Source organism: Actinoplanes sp. NPDC049118, assembly GCF_040648555.1.
GTDB lineage: Bacteria > Actinomycetota > Actinomycetes > Mycobacteriales > Micromonosporaceae > Actinoplanes.
Map to the genome: position 1 here is coordinate 133,131 of NZ_JBEZDY010000011.1, position 19,679 is coordinate 152,809.

Here is a 19,679-nt window from a genome sequence, read left to right on the forward strand (position 1 = left end):
GGCGAGCGGGCCGCGAATTGTGTCGCCGGCGACCGGCCGGTCTGCAACGCTGATCGCCATGGCAGTGCCTGATCCGCCGGGGAGGTAACCGCGCGCGGTGCTGCGGGGGACACACGCTGTGGGCCTACAACGACGCGCATCTGACGCTGCTGGAGGACTACGTCGCCGCGAGGCTGCGCGAGCGGGACCCGACCCGATCCGGCATGACACTCGTCGCCCGGCTGCCGGCCTGGATGAAGTCGGCCAAGAACCGCGACGAGATCCTCCGCGTCATCACCCGCCTCCGCGCGGCCCGCGGCGGCGACCCGGCGGGAGCCGTCAGACCGTGACGACGGGCTCGACCGCGTCCGGGCCGGCGATAGAAGCGGTCATGCGGCTGTTGCACGTCACCTAGCATGCGGTGATGCAGGAGATCGAGAAGCCGTCGCCGAGGCAACTCATCGAGGCCGCGCGCGTCACGCGGTCGCCGACGCTGGACCTGGACAGGTGCGGGCTGGACGAGCTGCCGAAGGCCGTGCGCCGGCTCACCCATCTCGAGTCCCTCAACCTGCGGTTCAACAACATCGAGGAGCTGCCGCACTGGCTGACGGAGCTCGACCGGCTGGCCGAACTCGACCTCCAGGCGAACGACATCGCCGAGGTGCCCGAGGTGATCGGCGAACTCACCGGGCTGCGCGTGCTCAGCCTGAGCGAGAACAACCTGGAGGACGAGCCCCTCGACTTCCTCGGCGGGCTGAAGAACCTCACCAGGCTCTCCCTCGTCGACACGCGGTCGGACCGGCTACCGGAGAGCATCGGCGACCTGACCCGGCTCACCGAGCTGAACCTGTACATGGACTGGTTCAACTGCTCGCCGGAGAGCCTCCCGGACAGCCTCGGGCAGCTCACCAACCTGACCCGGCTGGAGCTGTCCCGCAACGGCCTGTCGACGCTGCCGGAGTGGGTTCGCCGCCTGACGAGCCTCCAGGAGCTCGGGCTGTGGATGAACGAGGGCATGACCGAGATCCCGGAGTGGATCGGTGAGCTGACCGCGCTCACGGAGCTGTCCCTACCCTGCGCACCCGACGACGAGGTCCTGGCCGTTCTGCGTCGGCTGCCCCGGCTGCGGAAGCTCAGCCTGGACGGCGAGGACGTGGATCTTGCGTGAGTTCCGGCGGGTGGCATGATTGCGTGCCATGGCCAGGTCCGTGGATGTTCTCGCCGGCGTCGGCGAGGTGGCGTGGGAGTCGATGACCCACGCATACGGCGCCGCGACCGACGTACCGGAGGGCCTGCGCGGGCTCACCGACACCGACCCGGCCGTGCGCGAGGCAGCCCTGGATTTCATGTACGGCTCCGTCCACCACCAGGGCGACATATACGACAGCACGCTGGCCGCCGTCCCGTTCCTGCTGCGCGTGGCGGCCGACCGGCGCCGTCCGGGACGCGCCGCCGTGGTGGAGCTGCTGGCCAGCATCGGCAACGCCGCACACGCCGGGGCGCTGACCCCGGAGGAGACGCGGGCCAACGCGACGGTGGGTGCGGCGTACCCGATCCTGCTCGAACTGCTGACCGACCGCGCGCCGTCGGTCCGCGCGGCGACCTGCACCGCGCTGCTCGCCTGCCGGGACCGCGCGGCCGAGGCGCACGCCGCGCTTCGGCAACGCTTCGACACCGAATCCGACGCCGGCGTCCGCACGGCCGTCGTCGGCGCGGCCGCGGAGCTCGCCCGCCGTGCGGGCGACGGCGCCGAGACCGGAACCTGGCTCGCCGGGGTGCTCTCCGACGACCCGGACCACGGCGTACGCGTGGCGGCGCTGACGCAGGCGATCACGCTGACGGAACACGGCGGACCGCCGGTCGCCGTGGAGACCTCGCTCGCCATGCTGACACAGCACGGCGACGGCTCGCGGCGGCGCCGGGTCGACCTGGGTGAGCTGGTCATCGGAGTGAGCAACTCGATGGGGGACCGGCTCGAGGCGCGGATGGAACTGCTGGTCGCGCTGCTGCGCTCGCCCGACCCCAAGTGCCGCGAGAGCGGCATTCGGGCCGCGGGATACATGGTCAACTGCTGGCGTGCCGACTACGCGTCGCTGGCCGCGCTCGTCGCCGAGCAGGTGACCCGCGGGCCCGCGACCGCCCGGGACCGGGCCTACCAGGCGCTCGGGATAATGGACGTACACGCGGCGCCCGCGGCCGACGCGCTCGTCGCCGCGCTGATGAGCTCCGACCGGATCGTTGCGGAGTCCGCCCGGAACAGGAAGGCGGCGTGGGTCATCGCCTCGGGCTCCGGCGCCGTCGTGGGCCCGGCGCTGTCCGCGCTGGTCGGCACCGGCGACCCACGCGCGCTGCCGATGCTCGCCTGGGTGCTCGAGGCGGAGGTGGTGCCCCGCGGCATCGGCGCCCTCGTGGGCCGGTACGGCGCCCGCGCCGCCGACCTGGCCCCGCTGCTCGTGCGACGCCGGCGGGAGATGCCCGACGCCGACCAACGCCGTTCCGATCTGATCGGCGCGCTGGTCCGGATCGGTCCGGCCGCCGCCGCGACCACCGACGACCTGCTGGCCGAGCCGCTGGACCGGGGCGCCATCCGGGCGCTGGGCGCCTTCGGCCCGGCGGCGCGGCGCTCGGAGCAGCGGCTGAGGGAGATCATCGGCACCGGGCACCGGATCGAGGCGGCCTTCGCCGCCGCCGCGATCTGGCATGTGTGCGGCGACGACACCGCGGCCCGGGAGGTGCTCGACCGGTACCGCGACGAGCAGTACGGCAAGCGCGACATGACGTCGCTCCTCGCCCAGGTGGGCGCCCCGCTGGCCGACTTCGCGCCGTACCTGCGCGAGCTGCTCCAGGACGAGGACTTCTGGGTACGGATGGACGCCGCCCGCGCCCTGTGGTCGGCGGCCGGCGACGTCGACGCCACCATGCCCGTGCTGGAGTACGGGTGGCGGGAGAGCGCGGAGACCCGCCGGGCGGCCGCCGAGGTGTGGGCGCGGATGGGACCGTCGGCGGCGCCGGCCCGGCCGCTGCTGCTGGCCGAGCTGCGAGAGCGCCGCCGGTACACGATGGAGCCCTTCGCGCACAGCATCAACCCGGTACGCGACGACGAGGACCTGCTGAACCTGTGCCGCAAGGCCCTGGAAGCGATCGGTTGAACACCTGACGCCTTCGCCTACCGCGATCCGTGCCAGCGCACGGCGGCGGCGCCGGCGAAGTCGCCGGCGTGTGCGAAACCGCCGAACACCACCAGGTCCCCGTCGTGTACCCGGCCGGTGCGCACCACGTGGTCCAGGGTGACCGGCATGGCCGCGCCGAACAGGTTTCCGCACCGCTCGAAGGTGTCCGGGTGCCGGGCGGCGGGCACTCCCAGCGCCTGCCGCCAGTTGTGCAGGAAGGTCCGGTTGGGCTGGTTGGTGATCAGCACATCGATCTCGCTGCTCGGCACGCCGAGCCGGTGGCAGAGCTCGCCAACCGCCTCCGGGACCAGGCGGTTTCCGCGCTCCAGCACGGCCGCGACGGCCGGCTCGGTGAAGCCGATCCGCAGCTGCGACTGCCGGGTCTGCCAGTACCGCCGCCCGTCGTCGGCCACCAGCCGCATCTCCCCGGCGTACTCGCCGAGGTGGCGGGTGGTCACGTCGAGGATGGGCGACGGGCCGCCGACGGTCAGGTAGGCCACCCCGCAGCCGTCGCCGGGGATGGCCGCCTGGCCGAGGCGGCGCACCTCGGACTGGGTGAACAGCTGGCCGGCGGCGGTCTGTGCGTTGCACACCAGCGCGCTCCTCGCACGCGTCGTGGTGAGGAGCTGCCGGGCCAGCCGCAGCATGTGCACGAACGAGGCGCAGCCGGCGTTGGCCACGTCGACGAGCCACTCGGGGCGTAGCCCGAGGCGCCGGGCGATCTCCGTGCCGGCGCCCACGATGGGCAGGTCGGGGAGCTGGGTGTGCACCAGCAGCACGTCCACGCCGCGGATCGCGTCCGCACCGTGCCGGTCGATGAGCGGCCACACCGCGCGTTCGACCAGGTCGACGTTGGTCTCGTCGGCGGCGACGTGGTGGCGCCAGCGCGGCGCCGTGAACATCGTGCTGTCGCGCGACGGGTCCGGGCTCTGCGGGTACCGGGTGAAGAATTCCCGGCCGACGGGCTCGCCCGGCAGGTAGCCGGCCACGTCGGTGAGGCTGACCGCCCCGGTCACCGTGGCACCGCCGGCTGCGGCGGCCGGCCGACCGGCTCGCCGTTGGCGTGCCGGTACTCCAGGATCGTCTTGAGGTTGCGCAGCTCCAGGGTGTGCCCGGCGCGGAACAGGTCCCAGTACCGGCCGACCCAGGGCCGGTCCGGGCTGGGCGCGAGCCGCGGGTACGGGTTCGCGTCGTAGTACGGGTGACGGCAGTTGGTCCAGGTGATGACGCTGCCGGGCCGGTCCAGAACCAGCGCGGCGGGTACCACCCGCATCAGGTAGATCATCCACAGCCGGTCGCCCTGGTCCCAGGAGCAGTGGTAGTCGATGGTCATCGCGTCCGGGTTGGCCACCACCCGGCAGAAGATGCGGGTACCCTCTTCGATCCGGTCGTATCCGGCCGACAGGCCGGGCGCGCCGGCGGGTTCGAGGTCCCGCACGCTGTAGGTCCACTCCTGCAGGTTGTGCAACACGCGCAGATAGTCGTACGCCCGCTCGGGCGGGCAGTCGACGTGCTCCTCGACCGTGCAGTACCGCTCGTCCGCCTGCGCCGGGCCGGGCGCCGCCAGGCAGTGCGCGAGGAGCTCCTCCCGGTCGGTGTTCTCCACGCGCATCAGCCCGGGGATGCGATCAACCGGCGTGAACCTGTCGGCGCTCATCGGATGCCTCCTCGTTGTCGTTGGTGCGGTCGGTGCCGTCCAGGCCGAGCGCGGCGAGGAACGGCAGGAACGGCGGTATCTCGCGCGGGTCGAAGTCGAGCGAGACGAACGCCGGGCCGGTCCGGCCGTTGCTGCGCAGCAGCGCCCGGCGCAGCTGGCCGGCGTCGTCGGCGTGGGTGACGTCGAGGGTGGGGAAAGCGGCGCCGACCCCTGCGGCGATGTCGGTCGGCCGGAACGTGTTGTAGCTGTACCGGTCGCCGTAGAAGAGCTGTTCGCGGGTCACGCACATGCCGTGCGCGTTGTTGTTGAAGACCACGAAGGTCACGCAGGCGTCGTACTCGACCGCGGTGTGCACCTCCATGCCGTGCATGAGGAACGCGCCGTCGCCGGCGAGGACATAGGTGCGCCGGCCGCTGCCGAGGGCCGCGCCGATACCGGCTCCGAACGTGTACCCCATGCCGCCCATGCCGACGGCGACCACGAACCGGCCCCGGCGCGGGGCGGGCAGCAGGTGTATCGCGGCGGCCGCCGCGTTGCCCGCGTCGACGAACACGTTGGCGTCCTCGGGCAGCGCCCCGGCGACGGCGGCGACGGCGTCGGCGTACGAGGTGCCGGGCCCGCGGGCCGGTGGCGGCGGCAGGGGTACCGGGCCGGCATGGTCGGGGCACCGGCGCGGGCGGGCGTCGAGCCGGGCGACGATGGCGCGCAGGGTGGCTCGCACCGCGCCGCGCAGTGCGACCGCCGGCACGAACGGCGGCTCCGGGTCGACTCCGATGACGAGCGTGCCGGCCAGGAGGTCGTCGAGGCCGCCCCGGGCCATCACGGGAAGCCGGGTACCGACGAGCAGGCACACGTCCGCGCGGCGCAGGCAGTCGGCGACGCCCGGGTGCCCCATCACTCCCGACACGCCGGCGAACCGGGTACCCCGGTTGTCGTACACGTCCTTGGCGTCCGGGGTGACCGCCACCCAGGCGCCGAGGCGCCGGGCCAGGTCGGCGACCTCCGGCCGCGCGTCGTCGGCGGCCACGCCCTCGCCGGCGACGATGAGTATCCCGTCGGCCGAGCGCAGCGCGGCGATGACGCGGTCCAGCGCGGCCGGGTCGACGCCGCCGGCCGCCTCGGTGTGCGGCCATGCCGCGGCGGGGGGTGGTGCCGCCGCCTGCTGCACGTCCTTGGGCAGCAGCAGCACGGCCGGCCCGCGGGGATGCGACCAAGCCGCGGCCACGGCCTGCGGCAGCAGCTCGGCTATCGACCCGGCGGTGTGCACGTGCGCGCAGAACCGCGACAGCGGCGCGAACACCTCGCGCGCGTCGAAGGATCCGGCCTTGCCGCTGGTGTCCTGGAAGGCGCCCCGCCCGTGCTGGCCGGTGGGCGGCTGCCCGACCAGCGCGAGCACCGGTATCCGCGAGGCGTGCGCCTCGGCGAGGCCGGGTACCAGGTTCATCGCCCCGCCGCCGGAGGTGGCCGCGACCACGCCCAGCCGGCCGGTCGCGCGGGCGTACCCGTCGGCCATCGTCGCGGCGGCGAACTCGTGCTTGGCGACCAGCCCGCGTACCGCGCCGCCGCTGCGGTGCATCGCGTCGTACAGGTCCTCGATGTTGGCGCCGCCGACGCCGAACACCCGGTCCACCCCCGTACGGGCGAGCTCGGCGACGATGTGGTCGACCACGCGCACGGCCGGTTCCATCAGTCCACCCGCTCCCAGTCGACGACGAGTCCGCCGGCGCCGAGCGTCTGGAACCGGTGGCGGTACTCGGTCGGGGTGGTGCCGAGCACCTTGGTGAAGGCGCGCAGGAACGTCTCCACCGTCGGGAAGCCGCAGCGCCGCGCCACGGCGGTGACCGGCAGATCGGTGGTCTCCAGCAGCCCGCGGCTGCGGGAGATGCGGGCCCGCTCGATGTAGTGCCCGGGTGTCATGCCGACCTCGCGGCGGAAGACCCGGGCGAAGTTGCGCGGGCTCATCTTTGCCCGCTCGGCCACCTCGGCGACCAGGAGGGGGTGTGTCAGCTGGTCCAGGATCCACTCCTGTGCGGTCCGGATCGGTGCGAACTCGGCGAGCTGGGCGTCGAGCACGTCGCTGAACTGCGACTGCCCGCCGTGCCGCTTGAAGAACACCACCAGGTAGCGGGCCACCTCCAGCGCGAACTCGGCGCCGTGGTCGTCCTCGACCAGCGCCAGGCTCATGTCGATGCCGGTCGACACGCCCGCCGAGGTGATGTACGGGCCGTCCCAGATGAAGATCGGTTCCGGATCCACGATCACCTCGGGGTACCGGCGGGCCATCTCCGCGCTGAACGCCCAGTGCGTGGTGGCCCGGCGGCCGGTGAGCAGGCCGGCCTCGGCGAGCAGGAAGGCGCCACCGCACACCGACGCCACCCGGCGGGACCGGCCGGCGGCCCGGCCGATCCAGGAGACCAGCTCCCGGTTGGCGAGCGCCTCATGCAGGCCCCATCCACCGGGTACGAGCAGAGTGTCGATCGGTCCGTCCCCGGTCTCCAGCGACGCGGCCCCGATGGTCACCCCGGAACAGGTGCGTACCAGCGGTGACACCGGGGAGACGAACTCGATCCGGTACCCGGTGCCGGGCCGGTTGAGCAGCCGGTGCGCGGTGTCGAAGACCTCGACCGGGCCGGCGATGTCCAAGATCTGTGCGCCGGGATATGCGACCACTACGACACGTCGATGCATCACGGATACAACGTTTCGCCCGTTTCCGTGCGGCGGCAATGCCAAGCCCTTGACGAATCCGGCCAACATCGACACCCGGCCCTACGGCGCGATCGCCGTGCATGCAGGCGCTACGCATCGTCGTATCCACAGTGGAGCAATCAACAGGCATCTCGGTGAGATAGCTCACTCATTCCCCGTCGGGCCGGTGGAGTAATGCCATGAGGAATGTCACCGGCATCCCCGGTCACGGGCGCCATGGTCACGCATCGTTGCATTGACATATAGACATTGCGCTTTCAATAGCAGTGCGTTACCCGCATGTTTCCATTCGCCGCTCCGATGTCTGACGCGGCAGGCAACTGCCCGCACATGCCGCCCGCGAGTGGAGGGGTCGTGTCGCCCGGCGGCGCGGGTTGCGGGCCGGAGATCGACGTTGCTAGCTTCGGCGGCCTCGGGATAAGCCGAAGGATCCTCGGATTGGGCCATCCCTAGCAATAAATCCTTAGGTAGATGGCCGTCTAGTCCGCGGATTCTTCAGCGCACGAACTAGGGGGAGAATTTCAGTGACCACCATGAAGCGCCGTGAGCTGTTGAAGCTGACGGCGGCCGGGGCGGTGGCGGTGGGCACCGGCGCGCTCGGCGTCCAGGTGCTGACCGTCAGCGGCTCGCAGGCCGCACCGGACTCGAACGCCACCGCCGGCAAGAGCGAAAGCTTCGACGAGACCTACCGCGGCCGCCGCATCCAGGGCGCCGGCATCCCTGCCGCGCGGGCCCGCAGCCTCGCCGTCGACGGCGCCGGCGCGGCCATGCCGAACGTCGTCATCGACGGCACCGCGCTGCACGTGATGGTGAACGCCGACGGCACCTACACCAGCGTCGCGAACCACTACCAGACCTTCCGGACGCTGCGCGAGGTCGCCCGTGCCGCGGTCGACGAGCTCGACGGAGCCCAGCTGGTGCACGTCCAGCACCGCTGATCCCCGCTCGCGACCACCCCTCTCTCGGAAAGGCGACCCAAGTCCACCATGGGCGTACGCAAGAACCAGCGAGACCTCACCGCCACGGAGAAGCGCAACTTCGTCAACGCCGTGCTCGAACTCAAGCGCAGCGGCCGATACGACGAGTTCGTCCGTACCCATAACAGCTTCATCCTCGGCGACAGTGACAACGGCAACCGGGTGGGTCACCGCTCGCCGTCCTTCCTGCCCTGGCACCGGCAGTTCCTGCTCGACTTCGAGCGCGCGCTGCAGTCCATCAACCCCGCGGTCGACCTGCCCTACTGGAACTGGACCGTCGACCGCAGCGCCACCTCGTCGATCTGGGCCGCCGACTTCATGGGCGGCGACGGCCGCAGCAGCGACGGCCGCGTCACCACCGGCGCGTTCGCGTTCGGCGCCGGCAACTGGGCGCTGAACGTGCGCACCGACAACCGCAACTACCTGCGGCGGGCGCTGGGCGCCGGGGGCCGGACACTGCCGACCGCCGCCGAGACCAGCGCGGTGCTGGCGATCAGCACCTACGACTCCGCGCCGTGGAACAGCACCTCGGCCACCGGCTTCCGCAACCAGGTCGAGGGCTGGCGGGGCCCGAACCTGCACAACCGCGTCCACGTCTGGGTCGGCGGCGACATGCTCGCCGGCACCTCACCCAACGACCCGGTGTTCTGGCTGCACCACTGCCACATCGACAAGCTGTGGTCGGACTGGCAGCGCGCACATCCGGCCTCGGGCTACCTGCCCACCTCCGGCACCCCGAACGTGGTCGACCTCAACGACACGATGACGCCGTGGAACACCGTGCGCCCGTCGGACGTGCTCGACCACAAGGCCTGGTACACCTACGCCTAGCAACAATGCAGGAACCGGCCGGCGGCGGGCACGCCGTCGGCCGGACGGGCCTGCCTGGTGGGCGGCACGCGCCCACGTCCGCGTGTCAGTTCCAGCCGGTGGCGGTTACGGCGACCGTGTGGCAGTCCTCGCAGAGGAAGAGGCTGCGCCAGCCGTCGCCGCGTTCACGGATCTGGTTGGACACGGTGGCGATGTGGAACATCAGGCGCTTGCAGGATGGGCACGACGGGTTCGGGTAGACGCCGAGCGGCGGACCACCGACCGTCCCGACCACACCCGGAGTCAGGTCGACGTGGCCGTTGCAATAGACCAGGTCGGGACCGTACGGGCGGAGCGCAGCCCGGCGGCGAAACCCAGGTCGAGGCGAACACCGGGGGCCGATAAGCCCGCGGGCTCAGCCGTGCGTCGGGCCGGCGCCGGGGCATCAAGCCCGCGCCGGCCTCACATGACCAAGTCGCGAGTACTGCTGCCCTGCTAGCGGGTGGCCACCTCGGGAATCGTGACGGCCGGTCGCATGGCGATTATCAGGTATCTGTCGTCGAGCTCGTGCAGGAAGACGACCGCGTCGCGATAGGGCAATGATCGAGCGGATGCGACGCGGCCGTCGATCTTGATCGGGGTGGTTTCCCAGTCGCCGGGGGAGCGGTAGAGCTCGAGGTGCTCGGCGAGGTCCGGTTTCCATTGTTCCGCCTGTTCTCCGGCGGTGGTCAGGTCGAACAGGAAGGCGATGGCGTGGGCCGCGGCATCGAGGTCGTCGGTCGCGGCGATGCCGGTCTGTGCGTCGAACGACAGCTCGGCAAGCTTCATCAACTCGATGAGGGTGGCCCGAACGGATGCGTCCGCGAGGCCGTACCGAACGCGTCTGCCGGCGTAGCCCCGAGGATCGTCGAGCTGTTCCGCGGTGGCTGTTTCGGCAACAGGATGAACGAGATCATAAGTTCTATGGTCGGCCATATCGGCAAAGATACCGGCCGGCGGACGACTCGGACATATTGATCATTCCTCGGGGTGCCATAGATGGTGATCATGGTCACGGTGAGGAAGTTCGTGATCGGGTCCGTTGCTTACGCCGGCATGACGATTACACCCCTCAGCCCCGCCAGTGCACTGCTGCAGCCGGTGACGGCCGGTGCACTTCAGGCACCCAACCGGATCTGGATGGCGCCGCTGACCCGCAACCGGGCGAACCCGGACGGCACCCCGAGCGCCCTGCAGGCCGAGTACTACGGCCAGCGTGCCGGTGCCGGCGTCATCATCGCCGAAGGAAGTCAGCCGTCCGCCGTCGGCCAGGGCTACCCGAACACCCCGGGTCTGCACACCGACGGCCAGCAGGAGGGCTGGCAGCGCATCGCCGAGGCCGTGCACGCCGGCGGCGGCCGGATCGTGGTCCAGCTCATGCACGCCGGGCGGATCTCGCACAGCAGCATCATCGCCGGCGAGACGCCGGTGGCGCCCTCGGCGGTCCGCGCCGCGGGCGAGGCGTTCACCGCGACCGGCCTGCAGCCCTTCTCCGAGCCGCGCGAGCTGCGGACCGACGAGCTGCCCGGGGTGGCCGCCGAGTACGCCGACGCCGCCCGCCGGGCGGTGGCGGCCGGACTGGACGGTGTGGAGCTGCACGCCGCGAACGGTTACCTGCTGCACCAGTTCCTCGCCGACGGCGTGAACGGGCGCACCGACGCCTACGGCGGCTCGCCGCAGAACCGTGCCCGCTTCGTCGTCGAGGTCGCAGCCGCGGTCAGCGCCGCCATCGGCGCCGACCGCGTCGGGATCAGGATCTCCCCGCAGCACCCGTTCAACGACATCTCCGAGGACGACGTGTCCGTGTACGAGGTGCTCACCACCCAGCTCGCCGAGCTGGGCCTCGCGTACCTGCACGTGCTGGCCGCGCCGGGCGACCCGATCATCGGGAAGCTGCGCGCGGTCTGGCCGTCGACGTTCGTCCTCAACACCGGTTTCGGGGTGGAGTCGGATCGCGACGAGCTCGACCGGCTCGTCGCGGACGGGGTGGCCGACGCGGTGACGGTGGGACGCCCGTTCATCGCCAACCCGGACCTGGTGCGGCGGTGGACGCAGGGCGCCGAGCTCAACGAGGCGGACCCGGCCACCTTCTACGCCGGCGGCGCGAAGGGCTACACGGACTACTCCGTCCTGTCCTGAACCGGGACGCTTCCCGCCCGCCGTCCGCCGGCGGGCGGGAAGCCCTCGAATTGTCACGCGAAGTAGTCGCGGAGCAGGGCGATCCGCCCGTCGCGGAGGCGGAAGATCTGCACGAGCGACATCGTCGTCCGCCGCCCGTCGGCTTGGTCGAAGGCGACATCGATCTCGGCGATGAACACGTCGGGGTCGGCGGTGTCGTGTAGGACGTAGGCGGACGCTGCCACGTTCATCGCGCCCGGGTCGGTCAGTTGCCGGTGGTACCGGCCGATTCCGGTCCGGATCGCGTCGCGGCCAACCAGGCGCCCGTGCATCGGATGGCCGTCGGGAGCCAGTGGCGCGTCGAGCACGCCGTCCTCGGTGAACATCGCCGCGACCGCGTCCGGGTTCCGGGTGACCGCGCCGGCGTACACGTACCGTTCGAAGATTTCCCTGTGCGTCAGCTCCACTCTCCAGTTTAGCCGGTGTCGTCGCCGCGGCTGAGGTATCAATGAGCAATGGGCTCGCCCGGGCCCACGCCTTGCTGGACCGGCTCACCGGCGGCCGGATCGAGCTCGCCATCGGGGCCGGGGCCTTCTGGGACGGCATCGAGGCGATGGGCGGCCGGCGCCTGACCGCGGGCCGGTCGGTCGACGCGCTGGGCGAGGCGATCGAGGTGATCCGCCAGGTCTGGGACGCGGACCGGCCCGGTCCGCGGCTCGCATCACGAGGTGGTCGGCGCCAAACGAGGCCCGGCACCGGCGAACGCGCCGGGCGCCGCCGTCAGTAGTCCTGGTTCTCCCTCGCGTGTTCGCGCGCCTTCAGGAACCACTTGACGCCGCCCCAGGGCCACTGGCGCACCCAGTCGTCCTCGATCGACTCGTACAGGTGCCAGGCCTGCTTGAAATACCGACCGTAGGTCAGCGTGTACGCGAAGTCGTTCCAGAGCACCGGCGTCAACAGGGACGTCTCGTAGTCGTCGTGCCAGACCGACTCGTAGGCCGCGGCGTTGATCTCGTCGGCGACCTCGTCCCGCTCGAGGTACTCCTCGCGGCCGTTCTTCCAGTGGTACTCGATGTGTGCCTTGGCGATGAGCACGGGCACGTGGGTACCGGGGCAGGCGGCGGCGCGGGTACGGGCGAAGTCGAACATCGCCTCGTTGCTGCCGCTCCACTTGGGCATCAGGTTGTTGAGCATCTGCTCGTGGCCGAACAGGTGGCTCGGGTCGATCTCGATCAGCTTGTTGAACCGCCGCCAGTGCTCGTCGATGGGCAGCTGCCGGGCCCGGGCCAGGGTGATCAGGTAGTGCCAGGCCTCGGCGTTGCCCGGGTCGCGGTCCACCACCTCGTCGAGGCAGTTCTCGGCCAGTTTGAGCCGCTGGAACCACACCTTCCAGGCATCCTGTCCCACGGTATCCGCCGTGCCGCTGCCCCGGGCCTCCCACGCCCAGCTGACGGCGCGGGCGCCCCGGAGCAGGAGCGGCAGCGTCGAGCCGGGCTCGGCGCGGATCGGCTCGGTGATCCACTCCTCGAGCCCTTTGACGTCGGACGCGACCTCGACGTAGTACATGAAGTGCTCGCGGTCGGCCGCCGAGAGGATCTCCCGGGCGGTCTCCCAGTCCCGCTTCTCGAGCGCCGCGTGCAGGTTCTCGGCGCCCTCGTCGTGCAGGAACTCGCTGATCTCCACGGAGTCGGCGCCGTCGGCGCGCCGCTTCTTGAATGGCCACACGGCGTGCAGCGTAGCTTTCGCCGGCCGCGCGGTCTGCCCCGAAGATCATCTCAATTTCGGAGCGGTACGGCCGGTCATCGGGCGGTCACGAGCCGGTGGGCCGCGGCCGGCGGGCGGGGCCCTCGGCGCCGGCCGGGATCCAGCCCAGGTGCGCGGCCCGGACCCCGGCCTGGAAGCGGGTCTCGGCATCCAGCCGGGCCAGCAGCGTACGCAGGCGCCGCTGGAAGGTGCGGTAGCTCAGGCCCAGCTGCCGGGCGATCGCCTCGTCCGGTATGCCCGTCGTGAGCAGCGTCAGCAGCCGCAGCTCGTCGCGGGTCGGCCCGGCGCCGGCCTGGGTCCCGTAGGCGAGCCCGAGCGGCAGCGCCCGGGCCCACAGCGACTCGAACAGCGCGCCGAGCGCCTCCAGCAGCGCCGACGGATGGACCACGACGATGCTCTCGATGGACGACGGCGCCGCCTGTAGGGGCAGCAGGCCCATCCGGTCGTCGGCGAGGATCAGCTTGGTCGGCGCGGCGGCCAGGACCCGGGCCACCTCGCCGCGCGCGGCGCTCTGCTCGAGGTCGGCGCGCAGGTCGTGGAACTCGAGGAGCCCCTGCGGGTCGTAGATCACCCGGTAGCTGATGCCCCGGGCCAGCATGTCCAGCTCGACGGGGTTGCGGTTGCCGGAGGGCACCGCGTAGGGGGGCTTGTCGATGGCTCGGATCTCGCGGCGGGCGGCGCGCTGGACCTGCTCGAAGCGCTCCAGCACCGCCATCCGGCCGGTGACCACCTCGACCAGCGAGGCCGGATCGTCGCCGGCGTGTGCGCGGCGGTGCCGGGCGGCCAGCTGGTGCGCGTGCAGGCGGGCGCGCTGCAACTGTTCCTCCTGGCGCAGCAGCAACGCCTCCAGTGCCACATCCGGTGCCGCCGCGGTGTGCCGTTCCGGGTGGCCGGCGCTGCGGCCGACCAGGCCGGCCTCCTCGAGGTGGTCCAGCGCCACCCGGACGAGCTCCTCCGCCAGGCGGGTGCTGCGGGCCAGCTCGGGCACCGTCGCCGGACCGTCCATCAAGGCCGCATAGACCGCCTCGTCCTCTTCTCCGAGGCCGGCCACGGAGAACATCTGGCTCATCTTCGCCGGGGGTCCGGCCGCCGGGCTGGCGTCGTCGCGTCGGTGGCGAGTTCTCGCCAGGGCGGAGACGTTCCGCCGCGCCTCACCGGACCTCATCCTTTTCATAAGTTGTTAGCGGTTGGTTCATCTTCCCCCGCCCTAGCGGCCCACCGGCACCGCGTCGTGCACGACATGGCGCGGTGCTGCTTCTTTCGCACCTGGACGGAAGGACGGTCCGATGAACTCCAAGCACAGTTCCGGCTCTGCCCGCAACAGACGCCTCGGGGTCACCGTTGCCACCGTGGTCGCCTGCGTCGCCGCCGGACTGCCGCCCACCGGCGCGCAGGCCCGGCCACCGGCGTCCGCCCTCCGGGCACCGTCGTCCGCGGCCGTGACAAGTACGCACACCGTCACGCTTCTCACCGGTGACCGGGTCAGCTATCGCGAGCTGCCGGACGACCGGGCACAGGTCACCGTCCAACCCGGATCGCCCGACCGGGGCGGCGTCACCTTCGCCACGATGTCGCGCCGCTCTGCGGGCGGCCGGCCCGCGCTCTACGTCGTACCCTCGGACGCCGAACCGTTGATCGCGGCCGGCGCGCTCGACCGGGAACTGTTCAACGTGCGGGGCCTCACCCGGCAGGGACTCGACGACGACCGGTCGGCCACGCTGCCGGTCATCGTCACCGGCCGGAGCCACGGGGACCCGGGGGCGCTGCCGGCCAGCCGCCGCACCCGCGTCCTGCCCGCCGTGCGCGGCTCGGCGTTGCGGGTGAGCCGCCAGGGCGCCGAGTTCTGGAAGGCGGTCCGCCCCGCCACCCCGGCCGCCGGCCGGGCCGGGCTGAGCCGCGGCCTCGGCAAGATCTGGCTCGACGCCCGGGTGACCGCCACCCTGGATCACAGCGTGCCGCGGATCGGCGCGCCCGAGGCGTGGCGGGCCGGATACGACGGCGCGGGCGTGAAGATCGCCGTTCTCGACAGCGGGGTCGACGCCGGCCACCCGGACCTGCGGGGAAGGATCGCCGGCGCGATGGACTTCACCGGCTCCGGATCCACCGTGGACGGGCACGGGCACGGCACACACGTCGCCTCGATCATCGCGGGCAGCGGCGCGGCCTCCGGCGGCCGCTACCGCGGCGTCGCGCCCGGCGCAGAACTGATGATCGGCAGGGTGCTCGACGACGACGGGGCCGGGCTGGGCTCCATGGTGATCGCGGGCATGCAGTGGGCGGCGGACGGCGGGGCCCGGGTGATCAACATGAGCCTGGGCGGCGAGCCAACGGACGGCACGGACCCGCTGAGCGTGGCCGTCGACGAGCTGAGCCGGCGCACCGGTGCCCTGTTCGTGGTGGCCTCGGGGAACGACGGCGCCCCGGTCAGCGTGAACGCGCCGGGCGCGGCCCGGGCCGCCCTGACGGTCGGTGCCGTCGACCGCGACGACCGTCCGGCCGCCTTCTCCAGCCGGGGTCCACGCCTGGGCGACGGGCTCTTCAAGCCGGAGATCGTGGCGCCCGGCGTGGGCATCGTCGCGGCCCGCGCCGCCGGCACCGAACTCGGCGACCCCGTCGGCGACGCCTACACGGCGCTGTCCGGCACCTCGATGGCCACCCCGCACGTCGCCGGGGCCGCGGCCATCCTTGCGCAGCGCCGCCCGGTGTGGCGGGCCGACCGGCTCAAGGACGCCCTGATCAGCAGCACCGCACCGGTCGACGGCGGCTGGGCGGCCGTCGGCGCGGGGCGGGTCGACGTGGCCCGCGCGGTTCGGCAGGACATCGCCGCCACCGGCGCCCTGCAGGCCGGCGGCGACACGCCGGGCCCGGCCACCACCGAGTACCCGGTCACCTACGTCAACGACGGAACCGAGCCGCTGAACCTGCGGCTGGAGATGACCTTCACGGGCTGGAACGGCGTTCCCGCGCCGAACCTCGGCCGGCTCTCGACGACCGTACTCACCGTGCCGGCGGGCGGCCGGGCCACCGCCACGGTCACCATCGATCCGGCCGGGGCCGCCGGCGCGTACGGCGGGGCCGTCGCCGCGACCGGGGCGCAGGTCTCGCTGCGCACCGCGGTCGGTGTCTACCTGCGCCCGGAGACCTCGCAGGTGACCGTGCGGATGAGCGATCATCATGGCCGGCCGGCTCCCTTCGGCAGCGTCTACCTGGTCGATGCCGGACTGGATCCGGCCACCTCGAACGACCCCTTCGCCGCCGCGATGCTTGTCGTTCCCGTCGCGGACGGCTCCGGGGAGACGCCGGTGCGCCGCGGCGGCGTCTACACGGCGCTGGCGTCGCTGTCCGCCACCGAGCTGACCGGACGGCGTACGGATCTGATGGTGTCGCCCGAGGTCACCGTCGCCGGCGACACCGAGATCTCGCTGGACGCCCGCAAGGGGCAGCTGCACACGGTGAGCACCCGCGAGGCCACCGACGAACTGGCCCGCTCCGTCGAGGTGGTGCGCACGACCACCGGCGCCCGGATGAGCCTCATGGCCGCCGTGCGGACCGATCCCGATCTGGGCGTCTTCGTCACCCCGCAGCCGGCCGCCCGGCACGGCAACCTCGACACCTACGACAAGCGCACGCTGGCCGGCGCGGGGCTTCGGGTGCGGGCGGCCACCGAGTCCTCCACCGTGGACCTGCACCCGCGGTACGACGTCTACCGGACGCCCGCCCGCTGGCCCGGTACCCGCGAGGCCGACCTGGTCTGGGCCGGGCAGGGCAGGCCCGCCGACCTGACCGGGATCGACCTGCACGGCCGGCTCGCCCTGGTCGCCGTCGCCGCACCCGGCGACGCACCGGACCCGGCGGCCGCGGCCCAGGCGGCCACGGCGGCCACCCGGGCGGTCTCCGACGCCGGCGCCGCCGGCATCATGCTGTACGTCGACCGGCCCGGCGCGGTGCCACCGGCCCGGCCGTCGGCGACGCCGGTGCCCCAGCTGTTCCTCGGCCATGCCGAGGGCGCGGCCCTGCGGGCCTGGCTGGCCGACCGGGCGGTACGGGTCACCCTGACCGGCGACGCCTCGCCCGCCAGCGGCTACAACCTCTTCTATCCGTACGACGGCGTACCGTCCGCGCGCAGCGACGTCGCCACCGCGGCCGGGCTGGTGGTGATACCGACGCGCTACCACGCCGACCGGGCGATGACCTACGAGAAGAACTGGTACGCCTTCGGCCCGCGCAGCCTCAGCGCCGTCCGCGAACGGGTGCAGTTCGCGGCGCCGGCCGTTCGCGCCGAATATGTCGGGCCGGCGAACCCCGCCGTTACGTGGATCCGCTGGACCACCCAGAACGAGCAGCCGGCGAACTCCCCGGCGCGGACGATCTCCCTGATCAGTCGCGACGTCTTCGGCGCCACCGCCGGTCCGCTGCCCGAGGAGCGCTGGTACGAGGGCCCGGTCCTGGAGGGTGAACCGGGCGGCGGCGCCGACGGCTGCGGCCTCTGCCGCGGCGGGCCCGACGGCAGCGTGTTCTTCCCGGCCTGGCACCTGGGTGACTCGTCCGAGACGCACGCCGTCCAGTCCTGGCCGGACTACCGCAGCCAGGTCCGGCTCTTCCGCGACGGCGTCGAGGTGCCGGCGGAGGAGACGGGCAGCCTGCCGATGCCGACGTTCCGGCTCGCGCCGGCGCCGGCGGACTACCGGCTCGAGGTCGACGGACCGGCGCCGGCCGGCCCGACGGTCCGGCCCGTGCAGCACACGACCTCGCAGTGGTCGTTCCGCTCGGCGCCGCCGCGGTCGCCGTCCCTCGCCTGCCCCGGCGCGGTCTCCGGCGGCTGCGCACACCAGCCGTTGATCCAGTTGACCTACCGGCTCGGGCTGGATCCGGGCAACCGGGCCCCGGCCGGGCGGGAACACGCCTTCGAGGTGCTGGCACGGCAACCGCGGGGAGCGGAGAACGGCGGCGCGCCGGCCGGCCTCTGGCTGTGGTCCTCCGCGGACGCGGGGCGGACCTGGCGGCCGGCCGCGGTCCGGCAGCTGGCGCCCGGACGCTACGGGATCACCGTACGGAATCCCGTGAGGTCCGGCCCGGACGGCATGTGGCTGAAGGCGGAGGCGTGGGACGGCGCCGGCAACCGCCTCCGGCAGACGGTACGAGGGGCGTACGCCCTCGCCGAGCCCCGGACGACATCGGGTTGACCGGACCCCGCTACGGCCCGGTGGGATCTCCCACCGGGCCGTACCCCTCGAGCGGTTCAGCGCAGGCACTGTCGGGACGCCGCCCGCCGGTTCGGGGTGATCAGGACGTGCCGCTGTTGCGCGGCATGGCGGGCGCGATCCGGCGGAAGTCGAACGCGTTGTTGTTGGTGTCCTGATCGGCCACCCGGAAGGCGGACTGGTCGGCGAAGTCGGTGCTCTGCGCGGGCGCCGCCGCCGTCTCCGTGCAGGGGTTGGCGGACGAGAAGCCGACCGAGTCGACCCGGGCGCCCGTGGGGTTCTCGGCCGAGGGAGCGCCGCGCAGCAGCACGCCGCCGGTACGCGCGATGTTGCCGTTGTAGGCCTGGTCCGGCGGTGTGAGCCGCTCGTAGCCCTGGGCCGCCAGCAGGTAGAACTGGCCGGTCTCCGGCTGCTGCTCCTCGCTGCCGGCCAGGATGGTGCCGGCCGGCACCGTGGCGAGCAGGATGTGCTGCCCGGAGTTGGAGCAGGACCAGACGCTGAAGTTGGAGATGTCCATCGACTGTTCGCCGAGGTTGTGCAGCTCGACGAATTCGTCGGTCGTCCCGGCCGGTCCCTGTGTGGAGACCTGGCTGATCACCATGGTGGACGCCGGGGCGGGTGGCACGAGCGGCGCGGCGGCGGCGGGCGTGACGGTCAGGGCCAGCGCGGCACCCGCGGCCAGCGGGAGCGTGCCGAGGGTGGCGAGACGCCGGGTGGTGTGAGACACGGGTTCCTCCTGAGTTCAAAAACCTGTCCGGTTACCCGCGGACGGTGCGGGACCGGCTTTCGAATTCGATCCTGTCGGTGGGGAGGGCGCCGAGAAAGAGTCCGTTTTCTGGCCACCCCATGGGCTTCGTGTGTCACGCAATTGCGCCGATAACATTGTCATCTGTCAATCTGAATTGAGACTGATCCGCTTGGGCGCCGGCCGGCACGCCGGCGTTCGACAGCAGGCGCAGCGCCCGCGCCTCGGCGGCCGCCCGGTCCAGTTCGGTGCGGGGCAGGCCGAGCACCACGCACAGCCAGCCCCGCCAGTACGGTCCCGGCACGCGGCCGCCGCCCTCCCAGCGGCTGACCTGGTCGCGGCTGACCGAGCCGTTACCGGAGGCCGTCGCGAGCGCCCTGGCCAGTGCCGCCTGGGTCATGGCACGGCGCAACCGATGCCGCCTGATCAGCCGCCCGGTGGGCGGTTCGGCGTAGCGGGTCACGGGGTCCTCCTTCTGGCGTTGCGAGCATGGCGGGGCTGGGCGCCCCG

19 protein-coding genes are annotated in these 19,679 nt (G+C 72.4%); 8 read left to right on the forward strand and 11 right to left on the reverse strand.

The annotated features are described in order from the left end of the window. Nucleotides 1-203: 203 nt before the first annotated feature. From AB0B58_RS19135 to AB0B58_RS19145, 3 genes are all read left to right on the forward strand, one after another. On the forward strand, nt 204-329 hold the full coding sequence (locus AB0B58_RS19135; RefSeq protein ID WP_360225017.1) for a hypothetical protein: 126 nt from the start codon (nt 204-206) through the stop codon (nt 327-329). Between the two features lie 74 nt (nt 330-403). Beyond that, a complete protein-coding gene (locus AB0B58_RS19140; RefSeq protein ID WP_360225019.1) occupies nt 404-1,147 on the forward strand; it encodes a leucine-rich repeat domain-containing protein in 744 nt (247 codons plus the stop codon). Between the two features lie 28 nt (nt 1,148-1,175). Beyond that, nucleotides 1,176-3,128 (forward strand): hypothetical protein, encoded by a 1,953-nt coding sequence (locus AB0B58_RS19145; RefSeq protein WP_360225021.1) that lies wholly within the window; start codon nt 1,176-1,178, stop codon nt 3,126-3,128. 17 nt (nt 3,129-3,145) lie between these two features. Here the strand turns inward: AB0B58_RS19145 and AB0B58_RS19150 are convergent, their stop codons facing one another. Genes AB0B58_RS19150 through AB0B58_RS19165 form a run of 4 tightly spaced genes read right to left on the reverse strand, consistent with a single transcriptional unit; the run spans nt 3,146 to nt 7,494 of the window. After that, nucleotides 3,146-4,165 (reverse strand): ketoacyl-ACP synthase III family protein, encoded by a 1,020-nt coding sequence (locus AB0B58_RS19150; protein ID WP_360225023.1) that lies wholly within the window; start codon nt 4,163-4,165, stop codon nt 3,146-3,148. Continuing rightward, complete coding sequence (locus tag AB0B58_RS19155; protein WP_360225025.1) at nt 4,162-4,806, reverse strand: SRPBCC family protein; 645 nt, start codon at nt 4,804-4,806, stop codon at nt 4,162-4,164. The genes AB0B58_RS19150 and AB0B58_RS19155 overlap by 4 nt, the downstream gene beginning before the upstream one ends. Next, nucleotides 4,778-6,493, reverse strand: a complete 1,716-nt coding sequence (locus tag AB0B58_RS19160; RefSeq protein WP_360225027.1) for a thiamine pyrophosphate-binding protein — start codon at nt 6,491-6,493, stop codon at nt 4,778-4,780. The genes AB0B58_RS19155 and AB0B58_RS19160 overlap by 29 nt, the downstream gene beginning before the upstream one ends. Beyond that, entirely contained in the window at nt 6,493-7,494 is a 1,002-nt protein-coding gene (locus AB0B58_RS19165; RefSeq protein WP_360225318.1) for a GlxA family transcriptional regulator, read from the reverse strand. Before AB0B58_RS19165 ends, AB0B58_RS19160 begins: the two co-directional genes overlap by 1 nt. A gap of 554 nt (nt 7,495-8,048) precedes the next feature. Between AB0B58_RS19165 and AB0B58_RS19170 the strand changes: the two genes are divergently transcribed. Both AB0B58_RS19170 and AB0B58_RS19175 read left to right on the forward strand, forming a co-directional pair. Continuing rightward, on the forward strand, nt 8,049-8,453 hold the full coding sequence (locus AB0B58_RS19170) for a tyrosinase family oxidase copper chaperone (protein ID WP_360225320.1): 405 nt from the start codon (nt 8,049-8,051) through the stop codon (nt 8,451-8,453). A 48-nt stretch (nt 8,454-8,501) separates the two neighbouring features. Further along, the gene (locus AB0B58_RS19175) at nt 8,502-9,323 is read left to right on the forward strand and encodes a tyrosinase family protein (RefSeq protein ID WP_360225029.1); all 822 of its coding nucleotides are present in this window, start codon (nt 8,502-8,504) and stop codon (nt 9,321-9,323) included. 85 nt (nt 9,324-9,408) lie between these two features. Here AB0B58_RS19175 and AB0B58_RS19180 read toward each other — a convergent pair whose 3' ends face one another. Further along, the gene (locus AB0B58_RS19180) at nt 9,409-9,597 is read right to left on the reverse strand and encodes a hypothetical protein (protein ID WP_360225031.1); all 189 of its coding nucleotides are present in this window, start codon (nt 9,595-9,597) and stop codon (nt 9,409-9,411) included. Nucleotides 9,598-9,797: 200 nt separating this feature from the next. Beyond that, nucleotides 9,798-10,277: a hypothetical protein gene (locus AB0B58_RS19185; protein ID WP_360225033.1), complete on the reverse strand. Its 480-nt coding sequence runs from the start codon at nt 10,275-10,277 to the stop codon at nt 9,798-9,800. 120 nt (nt 10,278-10,397) lie between these two features. Here AB0B58_RS19185 and AB0B58_RS19190 point away from each other — a divergent pair, with 120 nt between their 5' ends. Further along, on the forward strand, nt 10,398-11,480 hold the full coding sequence (locus tag AB0B58_RS19190) for an alkene reductase (RefSeq protein WP_360225035.1): 1,083 nt from the start codon (nt 10,398-10,400) through the stop codon (nt 11,478-11,480). Between the two features lie 53 nt (nt 11,481-11,533). Here the strand turns inward: AB0B58_RS19190 and AB0B58_RS19195 are convergent, their stop codons facing one another. After that, nucleotides 11,534-11,926, reverse strand: a complete 393-nt coding sequence (locus AB0B58_RS19195; RefSeq protein WP_360225037.1) for a nuclear transport factor 2 family protein — start codon at nt 11,924-11,926, stop codon at nt 11,534-11,536. 41 nt (nt 11,927-11,967) lie between these two features. On the opposite strand from AB0B58_RS19195, the gene AB0B58_RS19200 reads away from it, so the two are divergent. Then, complete coding sequence (locus tag AB0B58_RS19200) at nt 11,968-12,246, forward strand: LLM class flavin-dependent oxidoreductase (RefSeq protein WP_360225039.1); 279 nt, start codon at nt 11,968-11,970, stop codon at nt 12,244-12,246. Here the strand turns inward: AB0B58_RS19200 and AB0B58_RS19205 are convergent. Then, a complete protein-coding gene (locus AB0B58_RS19205) occupies nt 12,240-13,184 on the reverse strand; it encodes a hypothetical protein (protein WP_360225041.1) in 945 nt (314 codons plus the stop codon). The two genes, AB0B58_RS19200 and AB0B58_RS19205, sit on opposite strands and share 7 nt — an antisense overlap. 85 nt (nt 13,185-13,269) lie before the next feature. Continuing rightward, on the reverse strand, nt 13,270-14,283 hold the full coding sequence (locus AB0B58_RS19210) for a hypothetical protein (protein WP_360225043.1): 1,014 nt from the start codon (nt 14,281-14,283) through the stop codon (nt 13,270-13,272). A gap of 226 nt (nt 14,284-14,509) precedes the next feature. Here AB0B58_RS19210 and AB0B58_RS19215 point away from each other — a divergent pair, with 226 nt between their 5' ends. Next, nucleotides 14,510-18,406 (forward strand): S8 family serine peptidase, encoded by a 3,897-nt coding sequence (locus tag AB0B58_RS19215; RefSeq protein WP_360225045.1) that lies wholly within the window; start codon nt 14,510-14,512, stop codon nt 18,404-18,406. A 100-nt stretch (nt 18,407-18,506) separates the two neighbouring features. On the opposite strand, the gene AB0B58_RS19220 is transcribed toward AB0B58_RS19215, so the two are convergent. Both AB0B58_RS19220 and AB0B58_RS19225 read right to left on the reverse strand, forming a co-directional pair. Next, nucleotides 18,507-19,151: a lamin tail domain-containing protein gene (locus AB0B58_RS19220; protein ID WP_360225047.1), complete on the reverse strand. Its 645-nt coding sequence runs from the start codon at nt 19,149-19,151 to the stop codon at nt 18,507-18,509. Between the two features lie 133 nt (nt 19,152-19,284). Further along, nucleotides 19,285-19,632 carry a helix-turn-helix domain-containing protein gene (locus tag AB0B58_RS19225; protein ID WP_360225049.1) on the reverse strand — a complete coding sequence of 116 codons (348 nt, stop codon included), beginning with the start codon at nt 19,630-19,632 and terminating at the stop codon, nt 19,285-19,287. Nucleotides 19,633-19,679: the final 47 nt, after the last annotated feature.

Excerpts from the sequence above, each read along its gene's own strand:
- AB0B58_RS19135 (WP_360225017.1), top strand. The coding sequence starts at position 204 with ATGACACTCGTCGCCCGGCTGCCGGCCTGGATGAAGTCGGCCAAGAAC.
- AB0B58_RS19140 (WP_360225019.1), top strand. The coding sequence starts at position 404 with ATGCAGGAGATCGAGAAGCCGTCGCCGAGGCAACTCATCGAGGCCGCG.
- AB0B58_RS19145 (WP_360225021.1), top strand. The coding sequence starts at position 1,176 with ATGGCCAGGTCCGTGGATGTTCTCGCCGGCGTCGGCGAGGTGGCGTGG.
- AB0B58_RS19155 (WP_360225025.1), bottom strand. The coding sequence starts at position 4,806 with ATGAGCGCCGACAGGTTCACGCCGGTTGATCGCATCCCCGGGCTGATG.
- AB0B58_RS19160 (WP_360225027.1), bottom strand. The coding sequence starts at position 6,493 with ATGGAACCGGCCGTGCGCGTGGTCGACCACATCGTCGCCGAGCTCGCC.
- AB0B58_RS19165 (WP_360225318.1), bottom strand. The coding sequence starts at position 7,494 with ATGCATCGACGTGTCGTAGTGGTCGCATATCCCGGCGCACAGATCTTG.
- AB0B58_RS19170 (WP_360225320.1), top strand. The coding sequence starts at position 8,049 with ATGAAGCGCCGTGAGCTGTTGAAGCTGACGGCGGCCGGGGCGGTGGCG.
- AB0B58_RS19175 (WP_360225029.1), top strand. The coding sequence starts at position 8,502 with ATGGGCGTACGCAAGAACCAGCGAGACCTCACCGCCACGGAGAAGCGC.
- AB0B58_RS19185 (WP_360225033.1), bottom strand. The coding sequence starts at position 10,277 with ATGGCCGACCATAGAACTTATGATCTCGTTCATCCTGTTGCCGAAACA.
- AB0B58_RS19190 (WP_360225035.1), top strand. The coding sequence starts at position 10,398 with ATGACGATTACACCCCTCAGCCCCGCCAGTGCACTGCTGCAGCCGGTG.
- AB0B58_RS19200 (WP_360225039.1), top strand. The coding sequence starts at position 11,968 with ATGAGCAATGGGCTCGCCCGGGCCCACGCCTTGCTGGACCGGCTCACC.
- AB0B58_RS19210 (WP_360225043.1), bottom strand. The coding sequence starts at position 14,283 with ATGTTCTCCGTGGCCGGCCTCGGAGAAGAGGACGAGGCGGTCTATGCG.
- AB0B58_RS19215 (WP_360225045.1), top strand. The coding sequence starts at position 14,510 with ATGAACTCCAAGCACAGTTCCGGCTCTGCCCGCAACAGACGCCTCGGG.